The following is a 17557-nucleotide window of genomic DNA, read 5'->3' on the forward strand; positions in this document are numbered from 1 at the left end:
CTTTCCCCTCCATGACAAGCTGTTACGGAATCTTCCTCACGTGCCGTCCGAATTGCGTTCCGGTCCGCATTCCTCGCCTGCGGAAACGAGGCAGGCGAACGGGGCGAGGGCCGGCATGCGGCTTTTTCTTCGCACCTGCGGCGAAACGTCCCGCATCGCGCCGATCGCGAAATCGTAACGATTTAAATGGCTTTGCCGCAGCCTTTTCCGGGCGGCGCGGAAAACAGCACAATGATGGCGGCGAAAGCGGACAAAGCCTTGCGCGGGGACGCTCACTGCGCTAACGACGTGGCGTTGCAACATACTTTCTCGGCTTGCAGGTCTCAAGGCCAACAGGCGTCTCTCCGGCGCCGCGTGCAGGCAGGATGGACGCCAATGACTGAACTTCTCGGTTCCTATATCCCGATCGCCATCTTCATCGGTATCGCGCTCGTGATCGGCCTTGCCTTGCTGGTTGCGCCGTTTGCCGTCGCATACAAGGCGCCCGATTCGGAAAAGCTCTCCGCCTACGAGTGCGGCTTCAATGCGTTCGACGATGCGCGCATGAAATTCGACATCCGCTTCTATCTGGTGTCGATCCTCTTCATCATCTTCGACCTTGAAGTGGCGTTCCTCTTTCCCTGGGCCGTCTCCTTCGGCGACATGGGCTGGTTCGGTTTCTGGTCGATGATGGTCTTCCTCGGCGTCCTGACCGTCGGCTTCATCTATGAATGGAAGAAGGGAGCGCTCGAATGGGAGTAGCTCATACGAACAACACGCTCGTCGCGCCTAAGGCCAAGGGGATCATCGACCCCAACACCGGCAAGCCCGTCGGCAGCAACGACGCCTTCTTCGGCGAGATCAACAACGAGCTCGCCGACAAGGGCTTTCTGGTCACCTCGACGGACGAGCTCATCACCTGGGCCCGTACCGGCTCGCTGATGTGGATGACCTTCGGCCTCGCCTGCTGCGCGGTCGAGATGATGCAGCTGTCCATGCCGCGCTACGATGTCGAGCGCTTCGGTTTTGCGCCGCGCGCTAGCCCGCGCCAGTCCGACGTCATGATCGTCGCCGGCACGCTGACCAACAAGATGGCCCCGGCGCTGCGCAAGGTCTACGACCAGATGCCGGAGCCGCGCTACGTCATCTCCATGGGCTCCTGTGCCAACGGCGGCGGCTACTATCACTATTCCTATTCGGTGGTGCGCGGCTGCGACCGCGTCGTGCCGGTCGACATCTACGTGCCAGGCTGTCCTCCCACGGCAGAAGCGCTCCTCTACGGCGTGCTCCTGCTGCAGAAGAAGATCCGCCGGACCGGCACGATCGAGCGTTAAGGGCAGGGGACTTATACGATGAGCGAAGCCCTCCAGGAGCTTTCCTCCTATATCGGCGAAGCGGCCGGCAGTCTCGTCGCCTCCGCCGATATCGCCTATGGCGAACTCACCCTGAAGACGGACGGCGCGCGCGTCCTTGATCTTCTGACCTTCCTGCGCGACGACGTGCAATGCGGCTTCGTCAACCTCGTCGACATCTGCGGCGTCGACTGGCCGGCCCGGGCCGACCGTTTCGACGTGGTCTATCACCTCCTGTCGCCGCGCCAGAACCTGCGCATCCGCGTCAAGGTCGCGACCGGCGAGGACGTTCCGGTTCCTTCTGCCTGCGCGGTCTATCCGGGTGCCGACTGGTTCGAGCGCGAGGCCTACGACATGTACGGCATCCTCTTCACCGGCCATCCGGACCTGCGCCGCATCCTCACCGACTACGGTTTCGAGGGCCATCCGCTGCGCAAGGACTTCCCGACGACCGGTTTCGTGGAGGTGCGCTACGACGACGAGGTCAAGCGCGTCGTGTATGAGCCCGTCGAACTGAAGCAGGAATTCCGCAACTTCGACTTCCTCTCCCCCTGGGAAGGCACGGACTACGTGCTGCCGGGGGACGAGAAGGCCAAGACGAACTGATCAGATCAACTGCGAATAGCGAGTAGCGAATAGCGAATAGTTATCGCCGAGATGTAAGGAGAGGCAGACGGTAAACTCCTACAAGGAACTGAAGGTTTGGCAGCTTGCTATAGAGCTCGCTGTCGATGCCTATAAGGCAACTGGAGAGTTTCCTGGAAGCGAGCTCTACGGGTTAACGTCCCAGATGCGAAGGGCGGCCGGCTCAATAGCGGCCAACATTGCGGAAGGTCACGGGCGAGAAACCACAGCTCACTTCATTCAGTTCCTGCGATTTTCTCAAGGATCCTTGAAGGAGTTCGAGACCCATTTGATCATAGCGAGCAAGGTTGGCTTTCTGCCGGATTCGAGATTCCAGGAACTGGCGGATCAGTCGGAAAATATCGGAAAAATGCTACGCGCTTTGATCAGAAGTCTGCAGGACAAGCTATGAAACGACCGACGAAATCTATTCGCTATTCGCTATTCGCCACTCTCTTCCAGCGCGGAGCGCGCACATGAACGAGCACAACGTTCGCAACTTCAACATCAACTTCGGCCCGCAGCACCCTGCGGCGCACGGCGTTCTGCGCCTCGTGCTCGAACTCGACGGCGAGATCGTCGAGCGTGTCGATCCGCATATCGGCCTGCTGCACCGCGGCACGGAAAAGCTGATCGAGACGAAGACCTATCTCCAGGCCGTGCCCTATTTCGACCGCCTCGACTACGTCGCGCCGATGAACCAGGAGCATGCCTTCGCGCTTGCCGTCGAGCGCCTGACGGGCACCGAGGTTCCGATCCGCGGCCAGCTCATCCGCGTGCTCTATTCCGAGATCGGCCGCATCCTCTCGCACCTGCTCAACGTCACGACCCAGGCCATGGACGTCGGCGCGCTGACGCCGCCGCTCTGGGGCTTCGAGGAGCGCGAGAAGCTGATGGTGTTCTACGAGCGGGCCTGCGGGGCGCGCATGCACTCGGCCTATATCCGCCCGGGCGGCGTGCACCAGGACCTGCCGCACGAATTGGTGGAAGACATCGGCAAGTGGATCGACCCGTTCCTGAAGACCGTCGACGACATCGACGAGCTCTTGACCGGCAACCGCATCTTCAAGCAGCGCAACGTCGATATCGGCGTGGTGAAGCTGGAGGACGCCTGGGCCTGGGGCTTTTCCGGCGTGATGGTGCGCGGCTCGGGCGCCGCCTGGGACCTGCGCCGCGCGCAGCCCTACGAGTGCTATTCCGAGCTCGACTTCGACATCCCGATCGGCAAGAACGGCGACTGCTACGACCGCTACCTCATCCGCATGATCGAGATGCGCGAAGCGGCGAAGATCATGCGCCAGTGCGTCGACCGCCTGCTCGGCGACGCCAAGGTCGGCCCGGTCTCCTCGATCGACGGCAAGATGGTTCCGCCCAAGCGCGGCCAGATGAAGCGTTCGATGGAAGCGCTCATCCATCACTTCAAGCTTTATACGGAAGGCTACCACGTGCCGGAAGGCGAGGTGTATGCCGCCGTGGAAGCGCCGAAGGGCGAGTTCGGCGTCTACCTCGTCGCCGACGGCACCAACAAGCCATACCGCTGCAAGATCCGCGCTCCGGGCTACGCGCACCTGCAGGCGATGGATTTCCTCTGTCGGGGACACCAGCTCGCCGACGTCTCGGCGATCCTGGGCTCCCTCGACATCGTGTTCGGCGAGGTCGACCGCTGATGCCGAAAGCAGCCCTTGCCGTGACCGTCACGATGCCGACCGCCGCCGCCTTCTTCGCGCGGGGCGGCGACCGGCGCGGCACGTCCGCGGGCTGCCGGATCGAGGCTGCGGCGCCGGCCGGCGGCCGCGATACCGTATTCATGCAGAATGACACGTCGGCCCAAGCCTGCGGGTTCGTCACCGCGACGGCGCAGTGCCGGCAGATTAACTGATACAAGGCGTTACAGAATGTCCGTTCGTCGACTAGCCGAAGACAGTGTACAGCCCGCGAGCTTCGCCTTCACCAAGGAGAATGCGGACTGGGCCAAGGCAACGATCAAGAAGTATCCGAAGGGCCGCGAGCAGTCGGCCGTCATCCCGCTCCTGATGCGGGCGCAGGAACAGGACGGCTGGGTCACCAAGGCGGCGATCGAATCCATCGCGGACATGCTCGGCATGGCCTATATCCGCGTCCTGGAAGTGGCGACGTTCTACACGCAGTTCCAGCTGAAGCCGGTCGGCACGCGCGCCCATGTCCAGGTCTGCGGCACGACGCCCTGCATGCTGCGCGGCGCAGAGGACCTGATCAACGTCTGCAAGAAGCGCATCCACCCCGAGCCCTTCCACCTCAACGAGACCGGCACGCTCTCCTGGGAAGAGGTCGAGTGTCAGGGCGCCTGCGTCAACGCACCGATGATCATGATCTTCAAGGACAGCTACGAAGACCTGACGCCGACGCAACTCGAACACATCATCGACAGCTTCGACGCCGGCAGGGGCGCCGACATCAGGCCCGGCCCGCAGATCGACCGCATCTATTCCGCGCCCATCGGCGGCCTCACCAGCCTCACCGAGCCGGAGCCGGCGGCGAAGAAGGCGACCGCCCGCGCGAAGAAGGCGGACGAGGACAGCGTCAGCGTTCCCCCGTCGAACGCCGCCAAGCCGCGGACGGATGCGGACGAGACGAACCCCAAGCTGAAGACGCCGGCGACCGCCAAGGCGGAAGCGGCTGCCGCCGCCGAACTGAAGGGCGACACCCGCTCCGAGGGCGGCGATGCAGCCGCCAAGCAGCCGGCCGAGAAAGCCGCCGCCAAGCCCTCCCTGGACGACAAGAACCGCCCGGCCGCAATCGCGCGTCCCGCGAGCCCGGACGACCTGAAGCTCATCTCCGGCGTCGGCCCGAAGATCGAGGGCATCCTCCACGAACTCGGCATCTTCACCTTCGCGCAGGTCGCCTCCTGGGAGAAGGCGGAGCGCGAATGGGTGGACGGCTATCTGAATTTCAAGGGCCGTATCGAGCGGGACGACTGGACCGGTCAGGCCAAGGCGCTCGCCGAGGGCGGCGAAGCGGAATATATCCGCGTCTTCGGCAAGAAGCCGCGGTAAAGGGGTGAATCATGCTTAAGGACCAGGATCGCATCTTCACCAACATCTACGGCCTCAAGGACAAATCGCTGAAGGGCGCCATGGCCCGCGGCCATTGGGACGGCACCAAGCAGCTGCTCGAGAAGGGCCGCGACTGGATCGTCAACGAGGTCAAGGCCTCCGGCCTGCGCGGCCGCGGCGGCGCCGGCTTCCCGACGGGCCTCAAGTGGTCCTTCATGCCGAAGGAGAGCGACGGCCGCCCGCACTACCTCGTCGTCAATGCCGACGAGTCCGAGCCCGGCACGTGCAAGGACCGCGACATCATGCGCCACGATCCGCACACGCTGATCGAGGGCTGCGTGGTCGCCTCCTTCGCCATGGGCGCCCACACCGCCTTCATCTATGTGCGCGGCGAGTTCATCCGCGAGCGCGAGGCGCTGCAGGCCGCCATCGACGAGTGCTACGAGGCGGGCCTCCTCGGCAAGAACAACAAGCTCGGCTACGACATCGACATCGTCGTGCACCACGGCGCCGGCGCCTATATCTGCGGCGAGGAGACCGCGCTGCTCGAAAGCCTGGAAGGCAAGAAGGGCCAGCCGCGCCTGAAGCCGCCGTTCCCGGCCAATATGGGCCTCTACGGCTGCCCGACGACCGTCAACAACGTCGAATCGATCGCCGTCACCCCGACCATCCTGCGCCGCGGCGCCGCCTGGTACACGAGCTTCGGCCGCCAGAACAACCACGGCACCAAGCTCTATTCGATCTCCGGCCACGTCAACCGTCCGTGCACGGTCGAGGAAGCCATGTCGATCCCGTTCCACGAATTGATCGACAGGCACTGCGGCGGCATCCGCGGCGGCTGGGACAACCTGCTCGCCGTCATTCCCGGCGGCTCGTCCGTTCCCTGCGTGCCCGGCGCGCAGATGAAGGACGCGATCATGGATTATGACGGCCTGCGCGAGCTCGGCTCCGGCCTCGGCACCGCCGCCGTCATCGTCATGGACAAGTCGACGGACATCGTGAAGGCGATCTGGCGCCTCTCGGCCTTCTACAAGCACGAGAGCTGCGGCCAGTGCACGCCCTGCCGCGAAGGCACGGGCTGGATGATGCGCGTCATGGAGCGCATGGTGAAGGGCAATGCGCAGAAGCGCGAGATCGACATGCTGTTCGACGTGACGAAGCAGGTCGAGGGCCACACCATCTGCGCGCTCGGCGACGCCGCCGCCTGGCCGATCCAGGGCCTCATCAAGCATTTCCGTCCCGAGATGGAAAAGCGCATCGATCAGTACACGGCCAACGCGATGGCGCATGGCGCCGTCCTCGAAGCAGCGGAGTAGGACGATGGAGAAGCCGGCAGGACAGGATGCGGATGCGACTGGAATCCCGCCGGAAACGGCCGCCGGCGACGATCCCTTCGGTCTGGCGCCGTGGCTGAGGCAGATGCCGGACGTGCCGCTGCATCCGCTGATGGCCCATCCGGCGGCGGCGATGGCCGCCACGGCCGCGATCGGCTTCGGTATCGCGGGCCAGATGGCCGGCATGATGCTGGGCGTGATGCGGAGCGCGACCGAGCGGGCCAAGGCGGTGCTGGACGAGGCGGCCGAACTTGCGGCGGAAGCGGCGCCGGTGAAGGCAAAACCGGTGCTGACGGTGGTGCCGAAGGCGGAAAAGCCCGCCGCGCAGCCGAAGCCGAAGGTGGCGCGCGAAAGCGCGACGCCGCGGGCGGCGGAGGCAAGGCCGGTGCGCAAGGCGCCGGCCCGCAAGTCCGCCAGGTCCGATGACCTGAAGGCGATTTCGGGCATCGGCCCGAAGCTGGAGCAGGTGCTGAACGGCATGGGGCTCCGGCGTTACGCCGACATCGCGGCCTTGAGTGCCGCCGATGTGGAACGAATCGAAGCCGAACTCGGCCTCGGCGGGCGTATCACCCGCGACGGCTGGGTGGAGCAGGCAAGGACGCTGGCGAAGGGCAGGGGCTGAGGCTCCGCCGGGACCGGCGAAACGGAACGCAGGCCGACGGAACGGGCAGGGGCCCGAACGGCGGCCGGAGAGAATGGCGCTGGCAAGACGCGGGGGTCCCCCACGTCAGAAGCGGGATTGAGATATGGCAAAGCTGAAAGTCGACGGAAAAGAAATCGAAGTCCCGGATCACTTCACGCTGCTGCAGGCGTGCGAGGAGGCCGGCGCCGAGGTTCCGCGCTTCTGTTTCCACGAGCGGCTGTCGGTTGCCGGCAACTGCCGCATGTGCCTCGTCGAGGTGAAGGGCGGCCCGCCGAAGCCGGCGGCCTCCTGCGCCATGGGCGTTCGGGACCTGCGCCCCGGCCCGAACGGCGAGCCGCCGGAAGTCTTCACGACCACGCCGATGGTCAAGAAGGCCCGCGAAGGCGTCATGGAGTTCCTGCTCATCAACCATCCGCTCGACTGCCCGATCTGCGACCAGGGCGGCGAATGCGACCTGCAGGACCAGGCGATGGCCTTCGGCATCGATAGCTCGCGCTATTCGGAAAACAAGCGCGCGGTCGAGGACAAGTATATCGGCCCGCTCGTCAAGACGATCATGAACCGCTGCATCCACTGCACGCGGTGCGTCCGCTTCACGACGGAAGTGGCCGGCATCACCGAGCTCGGCCTGATCGGCCGCGGCGAGGACGCCGAGATCACCACCTATCTCGAACAGGCGATGACCTCCGAGCTCCAGGGCAACGTGGTCGACCTCTGCCCGGTCGGCGCGCTCACCTCCAAGCCGTTCGCCTTCACCGCCCGCCCGTGGGAGCTGAACAAGACCGAATCCATCGACGTCATGGACGCCGTCGGCTCGGCGATCCGCGTCGATACGCGCGGCCGCGAGGTCATGCGCATCCTGCCGCGTGTCAACGAAGAGATCAACGAGGAGTGGATCTCCGACAAGACCCGCTTCATCTGGGACGGCCTGAAGACCCAGCGCCTCGACCGCCCCTATGTCCGCAAGGGCGGCCGCCTCCAGCCGGCCACCTGGGCCGAGGCCTTCGGCGCGGTGAAGGCCGCCGTCGCGGGCAAGCCGGGCGAGCGCATCGGCGCCATTGCCGGCGACCTTGCCTCCGTCGAGGAAATCTACGCGCTGCGCGAGCTGATGACCGCGCTCGGCTCCACGAATGTCGACTGCCGCCAGGACGGCTCGGCCCTCGACCCGTCGCTCGGCCGCGCCAGCTACATCTTCAACCCGACCATCCAAGGCATCGAGGAGGCCGACGCGCTGCTCATCGTCGGCGCCAACCCGCGCCTCGAAGCCGCCGTGCTCAACGCCCGCATCCGCAAGCGCTGGCGCATGGACAACTTCCCGATCGGCGTGATCGGCGAAGAAGGGGAGCTGCGCTACGGCTACGAATATCTCGGCGCCGGCACGGACACGCTCAACGGCCTCGTCGACGGTTCCATCAAGTTCGCGGCCAAGCTGAAGAAGGCCGAGCGCCCGATGATCATCGTCGGCCAGGGCGCGCTCTCGCGTCCCGACGGGCTCGCGGTGCTTTCGACCGTCGCCAGGCTCGCCGAAAGCGTCGGCGCCGTGACGGCGGACTGGAACGGCTTTGCCGTTCTGCACACCGCGGCCTCGCGCGTCGGCGGCCTCGACCTCGGCTTCGTGCCGGGCGAGGGCGGCAAGACGGCGGCCGAGATGCTGACGGGCACGGACGTGCTCTTCCTGCTCGGCGCCGACGAGATGGATTTTTCCAGGAAGACCGCCTTCACCGTCTATATCGGCTCGCACGGCGACAACGCCGCGCATGTCGCCGACGTCATCCTGCCGGGTGCGACCTATACGGAAAAGTCCGGCACCTGGGTCAACACCGAGGGCCGCGTCCAGATGGGCAACCGTGCCGGCTTCGCGCCGGGCGACGCCCGCGAGGACTGGGCGATCCTGCGCGCGCTGTCCGACGTTCTCGGCAGGAAGCTGCCGTTCGATTCGCTGGCTGAGCTGCGCGCGAAGCTCTACGAGGCGCACCCGCATTTCGCCGCGGTCGACGAGATCGCCCCCGGCGACACCGCCGATCTTTCCGCGCTTGCGAAAAAAGGCGGGACGATGGCGAATTCCGGGTTTGCGTCTCCGATCAAAGACTTCTATTTGACGAACCCGATAGCGCGCGCCTCCGCGGTCATGGCCGAATGCTCGGCTCTGGCCCGCAACAACTTCAAAGCCGCGGCGGAATGAGCGCGAAGGGATAAAGCATTATGGACGCTTTCATTTCGACCTATGTCTGGCCCGGTGTGATCATCGTCGCGCAGTCGCTCCTGCTCCTGGTCGCGCTGCTGATCTTCATCGCCTATATCCTGCTTGCCGACCGCAAGATCTGGGCGGCCGTGCAGCTTCGCCGCGGCCCGAACGTCGTCGGCCCCTTCGGCCTGTTCCAGTCCTTCGCCGACCTTCTGAAGTTCGTCTTCAAGGAGCCGGTGATCCCGGCGACCGCCAACAAGGTCATCTTCCTGCTCGCCCCGCTCGTCTCCGTGACGCTGGCGCTCGCCACCTGGGCGGTCGTGCCGCTCAACGAGGGCTGGGTGATCGCCAACATCAATGTCGGCATCCTCTACATCTTCGCGATCTCCTCGCTCGAGGTCTACGGCATCATCATGGGCGGCTGGGCGTCCAACTCGAAGTACCCGTTCCTCGGCGCGCTGCGCTCTGCCGCGCAGATGGTCTCCTACGAGGTCTCGATCGGCTTCGTCATCGTCACCGTGCTCCTGTGCGTCGGCTCGCTGAACCTGACGGACATCGTCAATTCGCAGCGTGACGGCATCGGCACGATGATCGGCCTGCCGGGCTCGTTCCTCGACTGGCACTGGCTGGCGCTCTTCCCGATGTTCGTCGTCTTCTTCATCTCGGCGCTCGCCGAGACGAACCGCCCGCCCTTCGACCTGCCGGAGGCCGAATCCGAACTCGTCGCCGGCTTCATGGTCGAGTACGGCTCGACGCCCTACATGATGTTCATGCTCGGCGAATATGCCGCCATCTGCCTGATGTGCGCGCTGACGACGATCCTCTTCCTCGGCGGATGGCTGCCGCCGGTCGACGTCTGGTTCCTCAACTGGGTCCCGGGCATCGTCTGGTTCGTGCTCAAGGCATCCTTCGTCTTCTTCATGTTCGCGATGGTGAAGGCCTTCGTGCCGCGCTACCGCTACGACCAGCTCATGCGCCTCGGCTGGAAGGTCTTCCTGCCGATCTCGCTCGCCATGGTCGTCATCGTTGCATTCGTGCTGAAGCTCACGGGCTGGTCCGCATGAGGACCGCCCTGACCCTCGGCAGCATTGGAGCTTGAAATGGCTAGTCTTTCGCAAGCCGTAAATTCGCTGTTCCTCAAGGAATTCGTCGGCGCGTTCTTCCTGTCGATGCGCTACTTCTTCCGCCCCAAGGCGACGGTGAACTATCCCTTCGAGAAGGGCCCGGTCTCCCCGCGCTTCCGCGGCGAGCACGCGCTGCGCCGCTACCCGAACGGCGAGGAGCGCTGCATCGCCTGCAAGCTGTGCGAAGCCATCTGTCCCGCTCAGGCCATCACCATCGAGGCGGGTCCCCGCCGCAACGACGGGACGCGCCGCACGGTGCGCTACGACATCGACATGGTGAAGTGCATCTATTGCGGCTTCTGCCAGGAAGCCTGCCCGGTCGACGCGATCGTCGAAGGTCCGAACTTCGAGTTCTCGACCGAGACGCGCGAGGAGCTCTACTACGACAAGCAGAAGCTGCTCGACAACGGCGACCGCTGGGAGCGGGAGATCGCCCGCAACATCGCTATGGACTCGCCTTACCGCTGATCGGCAGCGGAAGGGCAAAATGAACTAAAGTGCCTGACGGCCTTGGGACGTCAGGCTTCGACGGGGAAGGGCGGCAATTCGGCCAAGGCCCGCCCCGGGGAAGACGAAAAGGCACCAAAATGGGTCTGCAGGCTCTATTCTTCTATCTGTTCGCCTTCGTGGCGGTGGCGTCCGCCTTCATGGTGATCGCGGCCAGGAACCCGGTCTATTCCGTGCTGTTCCTGATCCTCACCTTCTTCAACTCGGCGGGCCTCTTCCTGCTGACGGGCGCCGAGTTCCTGGCGATGATCCTGCTGGTCGTCTATGTCGGCGCCGTGGCGGTCCTCTTCCTTTTCGTCGTGATGATGCTCGACATCGACTTTGCGGCGCTGCGTGCGGGCGTCCTCGAATACGCTCCCGTCGGCGCGCTGATCGGCCTCATCCTGGCGGCCGAGCTCATCATCGTCGTCGGCGGCTCGACGCTCTCGCCGGAGATCGCCGCCAATGCCGCGATGCCGATCCCGCCGGTCACCGAACGCACGAACACGGCCGCGCTCGGCGACGTGCTCTACACGCATTATGTCTACTTCTTCCAGATCGCCGGCCTCGTGCTGCTCGTCGCCATGATCGGCGCTATCGTGCTGACGCTGCGCCACCGCGAGAACATCAAGCGCCAGGACATCTCCAAGCAGGTCGCCCGCACGCCGGCGACCGCCGTGGACGTCGTCAAGGTGAAGCCCGGCCAGGGCATCTGAGGCAGCGCGGGACCCAAGGAAAAGCAAAATGGAAATCGGTATTTCCCACTATCTCACCGTCAGCGCCATCCTCTTTACCCTCGGCGTCTTCGGCATCTTCCTCAACCGGAAGAACGTCATCGTCATCCTGATGTCGATCGAGCTCATCCTGCTTGCGGTCAACATCAACATGATCGCGTTCTCGGCCTTCCTGAACGACATCGTCGGCCAGGTCTTCGCGCTGTTCATTCTGACCGTCGCGGCTGCGGAAGCCGCCATCGGTCTTGCAATTCTCGTCGTCTTCTACCGTAACCGCGGTTCGATCGCCGTCGAAGACGTCAATATGATGAAGGGCTGATCGGGTCATGGATACCATCATCAAGGCAATCGTCTTCCTTCCGCTGATCGGCTTCCTGATCGCCGGCATCGGTGGCAACGCCATCGGCGCTAAGGCGTCGGAATACGTGACGTCCGGCTTCATGATCGTCGCGGCCGCCCTGTCGTGGATCGTCTTCTTCGACGTCGCCATGGGCGAGACGGAGATGATCAAGGTCTCCGTGCTCACCTGGATCCAGTCCGGCAGCTTCGATGTCGAATGGGCGTTCCGCGTCGATACGCTGACGGCCGTCATGCTCGTCGTCGTCAACTCGGTCTCGACGCTCGTGCACGTCTACTCGATCGGCTACATGCACCACGACCCGCACCGGCCGCGCTTCTTCGCCTACCTCTCGCTCTTCACCTTCGCCATGCTCATGCTGGTGACGTCCGACAACCTTCTCCAGATGTTCTTCGGCTGGGAAGGCGTGGGCCTGGCGTCGTACCTGCTGATCGGCTTCTGGTACAAGAAGCCGTCCGCCTGCGCGGCCGCCATGAAGGCCTTCATCGTCAACCGCGTCGGCGACTTCGGCTTCATCCTCGGCATTTCCAGTGTGTTCGTGCTCTTCGGCTCGATCAACTTCGAGACGATCTTCGCGACGGCCGCCACCTATCTGCCGGCCGAAGGCGCCGCGGATGCCGCCGAGCCCGTCATCAACCTCTTCGGCATGAACCTCGACAAGTCGCATGCGCTGACCGCCACCTGCCTGCTGCTCTTCATGGGCGCGATGGGCAAGTCGGCGCAGTTCCTGCTGCACACCTGGCTGCCGGACGCCATGGAAGGCCCGACCCCGGTTTCGGCCCTCATCCATGCCGCGACCATGGTCACCGCCGGCGTCTTCCTCGTCGCCCGCATGTCGCCGATCTTCGAACTGTCGCATGAGGCGCTCGTCGTCGTGACGCTGATCGGCGCCATCACCGCCTTCTTCGCGGCGACCGTCGGCCTCGTGCAGAACGACATCAAGCGCGTCATCGCCTATTCCACCTGCTCGCAGCTCGGCTACATGTTCGTCGCGCTCGGCATCGGCGCCTATGGCGCGGCGATCTTCCACCTGTTCACGCACGCCTTCTTCAAGGCGCTCCTGTTCCTCGGCGCGGGCTCCGTCATCCACGCCGTCGACGGCGAGCAGGACATGCGCTACATGGGCGGCCTCAGGAAGCACATTCCGGTCACCTTCTGGATGATGACGATCGGCACGCTGGCGCTGACCGGCGTCGGCATCCCCGGCACGATCATCGGCTTTGCCGGCTTCTTCTCGAAGGACGCGATCATCGAGAGCGCCTTTGCCTCGCACAGCCCCGTCGCCGGCTTCGCCTTCACGCTCCTGGTCATCGCCGCGCTCTTCACGAGCTTCTACTCCTGGCGCCTGGCCTTCATGACCTTCTTCGGCAAGCCGCGCGCCTCCGCCGACGTCATGCACCATGTCCACGAGTCGCCGGCCGTCATGCTGGTCCCGCTCTACCTGCTCGCCGCCGGCGCGGTCGTCGCCGGCGTGATCTTCGTGGAGTACTTCTACGGCCACCATTACGACGAGTTCTGGCAGGGCGCGCTCTTCACGCTTCCCGACAACCATCTCGTGCACGAGTTCCACAACGTGCCGACCTGGGTGAAGTGGAGCCCGTTCGCCGCCATGGCCATCGGCTTCGTCACCGCCTGGTACATGTACATCCGTTCGCCGGAAACGCCGAAGTACCTCGCCGAGCAGCACCGCGGCCTCTACCAGTTCCTGCTCAACAAGTGGTACTTCGACGAGCTCTACGACTTCATCTTCGTCCGTCCGGCCAAGGCGCTCGGCAGGTTCCTGTGGAAGAAGGGTGACGGCGCCGTCATCGACGGCCTCGGCCCGAACGGCGTCGCCGCCCGCGTCGTCGACGTCACCAACCGGGTCGTCCGCCTGCAGACCGGTTACCTCTATCACTATGCATTCGCGATGCTGCTGGGTATTGCGGCACTCGTCACCTGGATGATGCTCGGGAGTTCCCTCTGATGACCGATTGGCCCATTCTTTCAGCGGTCACCTTCCTCCCGCTCGTCGGCGTGGCGCTTCTGCTGCTGACCCGCGAGGACAGCCCGTACGGCCGCCGCAACATCCTGAACGTCTCGCTCTTGACGACGGTCTTCACCTTCGTCCTCTCGCTCTTCATCTGGATCGGCTTCGACTATTCCAATCCAGGCTTCCAGATGGTCGAGAAGCACGAATGGCTCGGCACCGGCATCGCCTACCATCTCGGCGTCGACGGCATCTCTATGCTGTTCGTCATCCTGTCGACCTTCCTGATGCCGTTCTGCGTGCTGGCGAGCTGGCATTCGGTCGAGAAGCGCCTGAAGGAATACATGATCGCCTTCCTGCTCCTGGAAGTGTTTATGGTCGGCGTCTTCGTCTCGCTCGACATCGTCCTCTTCTACGTCTTCTTCGAGGCGGGCCTCATCCCGATGTTCATCATCATCGGCGTGTGGGGCGGCAAGGACCGCGTCTACGCGTCCTACAAGTTCTTCCTCTACACGCTGCTCGGCTCGGTGCTGATGCTGCTCGCCATCATGGCGATGTACTGGCAGGCCGGCACGACGGACATCACGGAACTGCTCGCCTACAACTTCCCGGCCCATATGCAGACCTGGCTGTGGCTCGCCTTCTTCGCCTCCTTCGCGGTGAAGATGCCGATGTGGCCGGTGCACACCTGGCTTCCGGACGCGCACGTCCAGGCGCCGACGGCTGGCTCGGTCATCCTGGCGGGCGTGCTGCTGAAGCTCGGCGGCTACGGCTTCATCCGCTTTTCGCTCGCCATGTTCCCGCTCGCCTCCGACTATTTCGCGCCCTTCGTCTTCGCGCTGTCGGTCATCGCCATCATCTACACCTCGCTGGTCGCGATGATGCAGGACGACATCAAGAAGCTGATCGCCTATTCGTCGGTCGCGCACATGGGCTACGTCACCATGGGCATCTTCGCGGCGAACGCGCAGGGTCTCCAGGGCGCCATCTTCCAGATGCTCTCGCACGGCATCGTCTCCGGCGCGCTCTTCCTCTGCGTCGGCGTCGTCTACGACCGGCTGCACACCCGCGAGATTTCGGCCTATGGCGGCCTCGTCAACAACATGCCGAAATATGCCGTCGCCTTCATGGTCTTCACCATGGCCAATGTCGGCCTGCCCGGCACGTCCGGCTTCGTCGGCGAAATCATGACCCTGCTCGGCGCCTTCCGCGCCAACACCTGGGTCGCGCTCTTCGCCGCCACGGGCGTCATCCTCTCGGCTTCCTATGCGCTCTGGCTCTACCGCCGGGTGATCTTCGGCGCGCTCGAGAAGGAGAGCCTGAAGGCGCTGCTCGACCTCGACACGCGCGAAAAGCTGCTGCTCTATCCGCTCGTGATCCTCACGATCTTCTACGGTGTCTATCCGGCGCCGATCTTCGACGCGACGGCGGCTTCCGTCGACGCGCTGCTCAACAACTACTCCGCGGCTCTGCAGGCGGCGCAATCCGTTGCGCTGACGGCGAACTGACGACGGGACGTGAAGACAATGACTGCTGATACAATCCTTGCCAGCCTTCAGCTCTCGACGCCGGAGATCATCCTGGCCGTCGGCGGCCTGATCCTGCTGATGGTCGGTGTCTTCTCGGGCGAGCGCTCGGGCACGACCGTCACCGGGCTTGCCGTCGCGCTTCTGATCATTTCGGGGCTCTGGCTCGTGCTGGCCACGGGCGAGGGGCAGGCCTATGGCGGCGCCTTCGTCTCCGATGCCTTCGCCAGGTTCATGAAGGTGCTCGCGCTGATCGGTTCCATCACCGCCATGGTGATGACCGTCGGCCACGCGCGCTCCGAGCAGCTCGACCGCTTCGAGTTCCCGGTGCTCGTCGTGCTCTCGACGCTCGGCATGCTGCTGATGATCTCGGCCAACAGCCTCCTGTCGCTGTATCTCGCGCTGGAGCTCCAGTCGCTCGCCCTCTACGTGGTCGCCGCGATCAACCGCGAGAGCCTGCGCTCGACGGAGGCGGGCCTGAAATATTTCGTGCTCGGCGCGCTCTCCTCGGGCATGCTGCTCTACGGCATGTCGCTGGTCTACGGCTTCACCGGCCATATCGGCTTCCAGGAGATCGCCGCGGCGCTGACGGCCGAGGGCCGCTCGCTCGGCCTCGTCTTCGGCCTGGTGTTCATCCTCGCCGGCCTTGCCTTCAAGATCTCGGCCGTGCCGTTCCACATGTGGACGCCGGACGTCTATGAGGGCGCGCCCACGCCGGTCACGGCCTTCTTCGCCGCGGGCCCGAAGGTCGCCGCCATGGCCATGCTGGTGCGCATCGTCATCGACGCCTTCGAGCCGGTCGTCGCCGACTGGCAGCAGGTCGTGGTCTTCATCTCGATCGCCTCGATGCTGCTCGGCTCCTTCGCGGCCATCGGCCAGCGCAACATCAAGCGCCTGATGGCCTATTCCTCGATCGGCCACATGGGCTACGCGCTCGTCGGCCTTGCCGCCGGTTCCATGGCGGGCGTTCGCGGCGTCGCGCTCTACATGCTCATCTACATGGTCATGACGCTCGGCACCTTTGCCTGCATCCTCGCCATGCGCCGCAAGGAAGGCGGCAATGTCGAGGATATCAACGACCTTGCCGGCCTCTCCTCGACGAACCCGTTCATGGCGACCGTGCTGACGATCCTGATGTTCTCGCTGGCCGGCATTCCGCCGCTGGCGGGCTTCTTCGCGAAATACTTCGTCTTCATGGCGGCCATCGAGGCCGAGCTCTACGCGCTCGCCATCATCGGCGTGCTCGCCTCGGTCGTCGGCGCCTATTACTATCTGCGCGTCATCAAGGTGATGTGGTTCGACGAGGCGACCGGCGAATTCGCGCGCACCTCGGGCGAGCTGAAGCTGGTCTTCGGCCTTTCCGGCCTGTTCGTCGCCGGTTACGTGCTGATCGGCGGCCCGATCGGCGCGGCCGCCGAAGCAGCGGCGCGGACCTTCTTTTGAGCGGCTCCGGCTTTCCTCGCCGGTTCTCGCTCGACGATTTCCGGCACGAAGCGCTCGGCGAAGTGGGCTCGACCAACACGGAATGCCTGGAGCGCGCCCGAAACGGCGCGCTTTCCGGTCTGTGGATCACCGCCGGCCGGCAGACGGGCGGGCGCGGGCGGCGCGGGCGCGCATGGTTCTCCGAGCCCGGCAATCTCTACGCCTCGCTGCTCCTGATCGACCCGGCGCCGATGGACCGGCTCGGCTCCCTGCCGCTCGCCGTCGCCGTCGCCGTGGAGGAGGCGATCAGCCGCGTCATGCCGCCCGGTGCGCCGCAGGTGCTGATCAAGTGGCCGAACGACATCCTGATCGACCGCCGCAAGGTCTGCGGCATCCTGATCGAGGGCGAGACGCTGCCCGATGGCCGCCACGCGCTGGTGATAGGCTGCGGCATCAACGTCGCGGCGGCACCGGATGCCGGCCTCTATCCGGTTGCCACGCTGCGCGATTTCGGCGTCTCCGCTTCTGCCGAGGAACTGTTCGCCCATCTCTTCCAGTCGATGGCCGGGACGCTGTCCCTTTGGAACCGCGGGCGCGGCATCGCGGCCATCATGGAGCGCTGGAAGCAGGTGGCCGGAGGTGTCGGCGAAAACATAACGGTCAATCTCCCCGACCGTTCTATTTCCGGGCGCTTTGCCGGAATTGATGATACAGGTCTCCTGAAACTGGAGACGGATGACGGCGGAACGCGGCTTATCGCGGCCGGCGACGTGTTTTTTGGATAGGATT

19 protein-coding genes are annotated in these 17557 nt (G+C 64.6%); 18 read left to right on the top strand and 1 reads right to left on the bottom strand.

Annotation, left to right across the window (positions count from 1 at the left end; translation table 11 throughout):
* Positions 1–36: 36 nt before the first annotated feature.
* Positions 37–303, bottom strand: coding sequence for a hypothetical protein (locus ACIIOY_RS14185; RefSeq protein ID WP_411035328.1), 267 nt, complete (start codon positions 301–303; stop codon positions 37–39).
* Positions 304–375: 72 nt separating this feature from the next.
* On the opposite strand from ACIIOY_RS14185, the gene ACIIOY_RS14190 reads away from it, so the two are divergent.
* The 18 genes from ACIIOY_RS14190 to ACIIOY_RS14275 all read left to right on the top strand — a co-directional run bounded on the left by ACIIOY_RS14190 (position 376) and on the right by ACIIOY_RS14275 (position 17553).
* Positions 376–741, top strand: a complete 366-nt coding sequence (locus tag ACIIOY_RS14190; RefSeq protein WP_411035329.1) for an NADH-quinone oxidoreductase subunit A — start codon at positions 376–378, stop codon at positions 739–741.
* The gene (locus tag ACIIOY_RS14195) at positions 732–1313 is read left to right on the top strand and encodes a NuoB/complex I 20 kDa subunit family protein (protein ID WP_411035330.1); all 582 of its coding nucleotides are present in this window, start codon (positions 732–734) and stop codon (positions 1311–1313) included. Before ACIIOY_RS14190 ends, ACIIOY_RS14195 begins: the two co-directional genes overlap by 10 nt.
* Positions 1314–1331: 18 nt before the next feature.
* Positions 1332–1937 carry an NADH-quinone oxidoreductase subunit C gene (locus tag ACIIOY_RS14200; RefSeq protein WP_411035331.1) on the top strand — a complete coding sequence of 202 codons (606 nt, stop codon included), beginning with the start codon at positions 1332–1334 and terminating at the stop codon, positions 1935–1937.
* A gap of 88 nt (positions 1938–2025) precedes the next feature.
* Complete coding sequence (locus ACIIOY_RS14205) at positions 2026–2367, top strand: four helix bundle protein (RefSeq protein WP_411035384.1); 342 nt, start codon at positions 2026–2028, stop codon at positions 2365–2367.
* A gap of 64 nt (positions 2368–2431) precedes the next feature.
* Positions 2432–3622, top strand: coding sequence for an NADH-quinone oxidoreductase subunit D (locus ACIIOY_RS14210; protein ID WP_411035332.1), 1191 nt, complete (start codon positions 2432–2434; stop codon positions 3620–3622).
* On the top strand, positions 3622–3834 hold the full coding sequence (locus ACIIOY_RS14215) for a hypothetical protein (RefSeq protein WP_411035333.1): 213 nt from the start codon (positions 3622–3624) through the stop codon (positions 3832–3834). Before ACIIOY_RS14210 ends, ACIIOY_RS14215 begins: the two co-directional genes overlap by 1 nt.
* Before the next feature lie 16 nt (positions 3835–3850).
* Complete coding sequence (locus ACIIOY_RS14220) at positions 3851–4987, top strand: NADH-quinone oxidoreductase subunit E (protein ID WP_411035334.1); 1137 nt, start codon at positions 3851–3853, stop codon at positions 4985–4987.
* Between the two features lie 11 nt (positions 4988–4998).
* Positions 4999–6303, top strand: coding sequence for an NADH-quinone oxidoreductase subunit NuoF (gene nuoF / locus ACIIOY_RS14225; RefSeq protein ID WP_411035335.1), 1305 nt, complete (start codon positions 4999–5001; stop codon positions 6301–6303).
* A 4-nt stretch (positions 6304–6307) separates the two neighbouring features.
* A complete protein-coding gene (locus ACIIOY_RS14230) occupies positions 6308–6943 on the top strand; it encodes a helix-hairpin-helix domain-containing protein (RefSeq protein WP_411035336.1) in 636 nt (211 codons plus the stop codon).
* Positions 6944–7067: 124 nt separating this feature from the next.
* The gene (nuoG, locus tag ACIIOY_RS14235; RefSeq protein WP_411035337.1) at positions 7068–9146 is read left to right on the top strand and encodes an NADH-quinone oxidoreductase subunit NuoG; all 2079 of its coding nucleotides are present in this window, start codon (positions 7068–7070) and stop codon (positions 9144–9146) included.
* A gap of 20 nt (positions 9147–9166) precedes the next feature.
* Positions 9167–10213 carry an NADH-quinone oxidoreductase subunit NuoH gene (nuoH, locus tag ACIIOY_RS14240; RefSeq protein ID WP_411035338.1) on the top strand — a complete coding sequence of 349 codons (1047 nt, stop codon included), beginning with the start codon at positions 9167–9169 and terminating at the stop codon, positions 10211–10213.
* 36 nt (positions 10214–10249) lie between these two features.
* Positions 10250–10741, top strand: a complete 492-nt coding sequence (gene nuoI, locus ACIIOY_RS14245) for an NADH-quinone oxidoreductase subunit NuoI (RefSeq protein WP_242222229.1) — start codon at positions 10250–10252, stop codon at positions 10739–10741.
* Positions 10742–10860: 119 nt separating this feature from the next.
* Complete coding sequence (locus ACIIOY_RS14250) at positions 10861–11475, top strand: NADH-quinone oxidoreductase subunit J (RefSeq protein ID WP_411035339.1); 615 nt, start codon at positions 10861–10863, stop codon at positions 11473–11475.
* A gap of 28 nt (positions 11476–11503) precedes the next feature.
* On the top strand, positions 11504–11812 hold the full coding sequence (gene nuoK, locus ACIIOY_RS14255; protein ID WP_411035340.1) for an NADH-quinone oxidoreductase subunit NuoK: 309 nt from the start codon (positions 11504–11506) through the stop codon (positions 11810–11812).
* Positions 11813–11819: 7 nt separating this feature from the next.
* Positions 11820–13817, top strand: a complete 1998-nt coding sequence (gene nuoL / locus ACIIOY_RS14260; RefSeq protein ID WP_411035341.1) for an NADH-quinone oxidoreductase subunit L — start codon at positions 11820–11822, stop codon at positions 13815–13817.
* Complete coding sequence (locus ACIIOY_RS14265) at positions 13817–15328, top strand: NADH-quinone oxidoreductase subunit M (protein WP_411035342.1); 1512 nt, start codon at positions 13817–13819, stop codon at positions 15326–15328. The genes nuoL and ACIIOY_RS14265 overlap by 1 nt, the downstream gene beginning before the upstream one ends.
* Positions 15329–15346: 18 nt before the next feature.
* A complete protein-coding gene (gene nuoN, locus ACIIOY_RS14270) occupies positions 15347–16789 on the top strand; it encodes an NADH-quinone oxidoreductase subunit NuoN (RefSeq protein ID WP_411035343.1) in 1443 nt (480 codons plus the stop codon).
* Positions 16786–17553, top strand: a complete 768-nt coding sequence (locus tag ACIIOY_RS14275; protein ID WP_411035344.1) for a biotin--[acetyl-CoA-carboxylase] ligase — start codon at positions 16786–16788, stop codon at positions 17551–17553. Before nuoN ends, ACIIOY_RS14275 begins: the two co-directional genes overlap by 4 nt.
* The last annotated feature ends 4 nt before the right edge of the window (positions 17554–17557 follow it).

Origin of the sequence: Shinella agrisoli, assembly GCF_046557955.1 — a bacterium.
GTDB lineage: Bacteria > Pseudomonadota > Alphaproteobacteria > Rhizobiales > Rhizobiaceae > Shinella.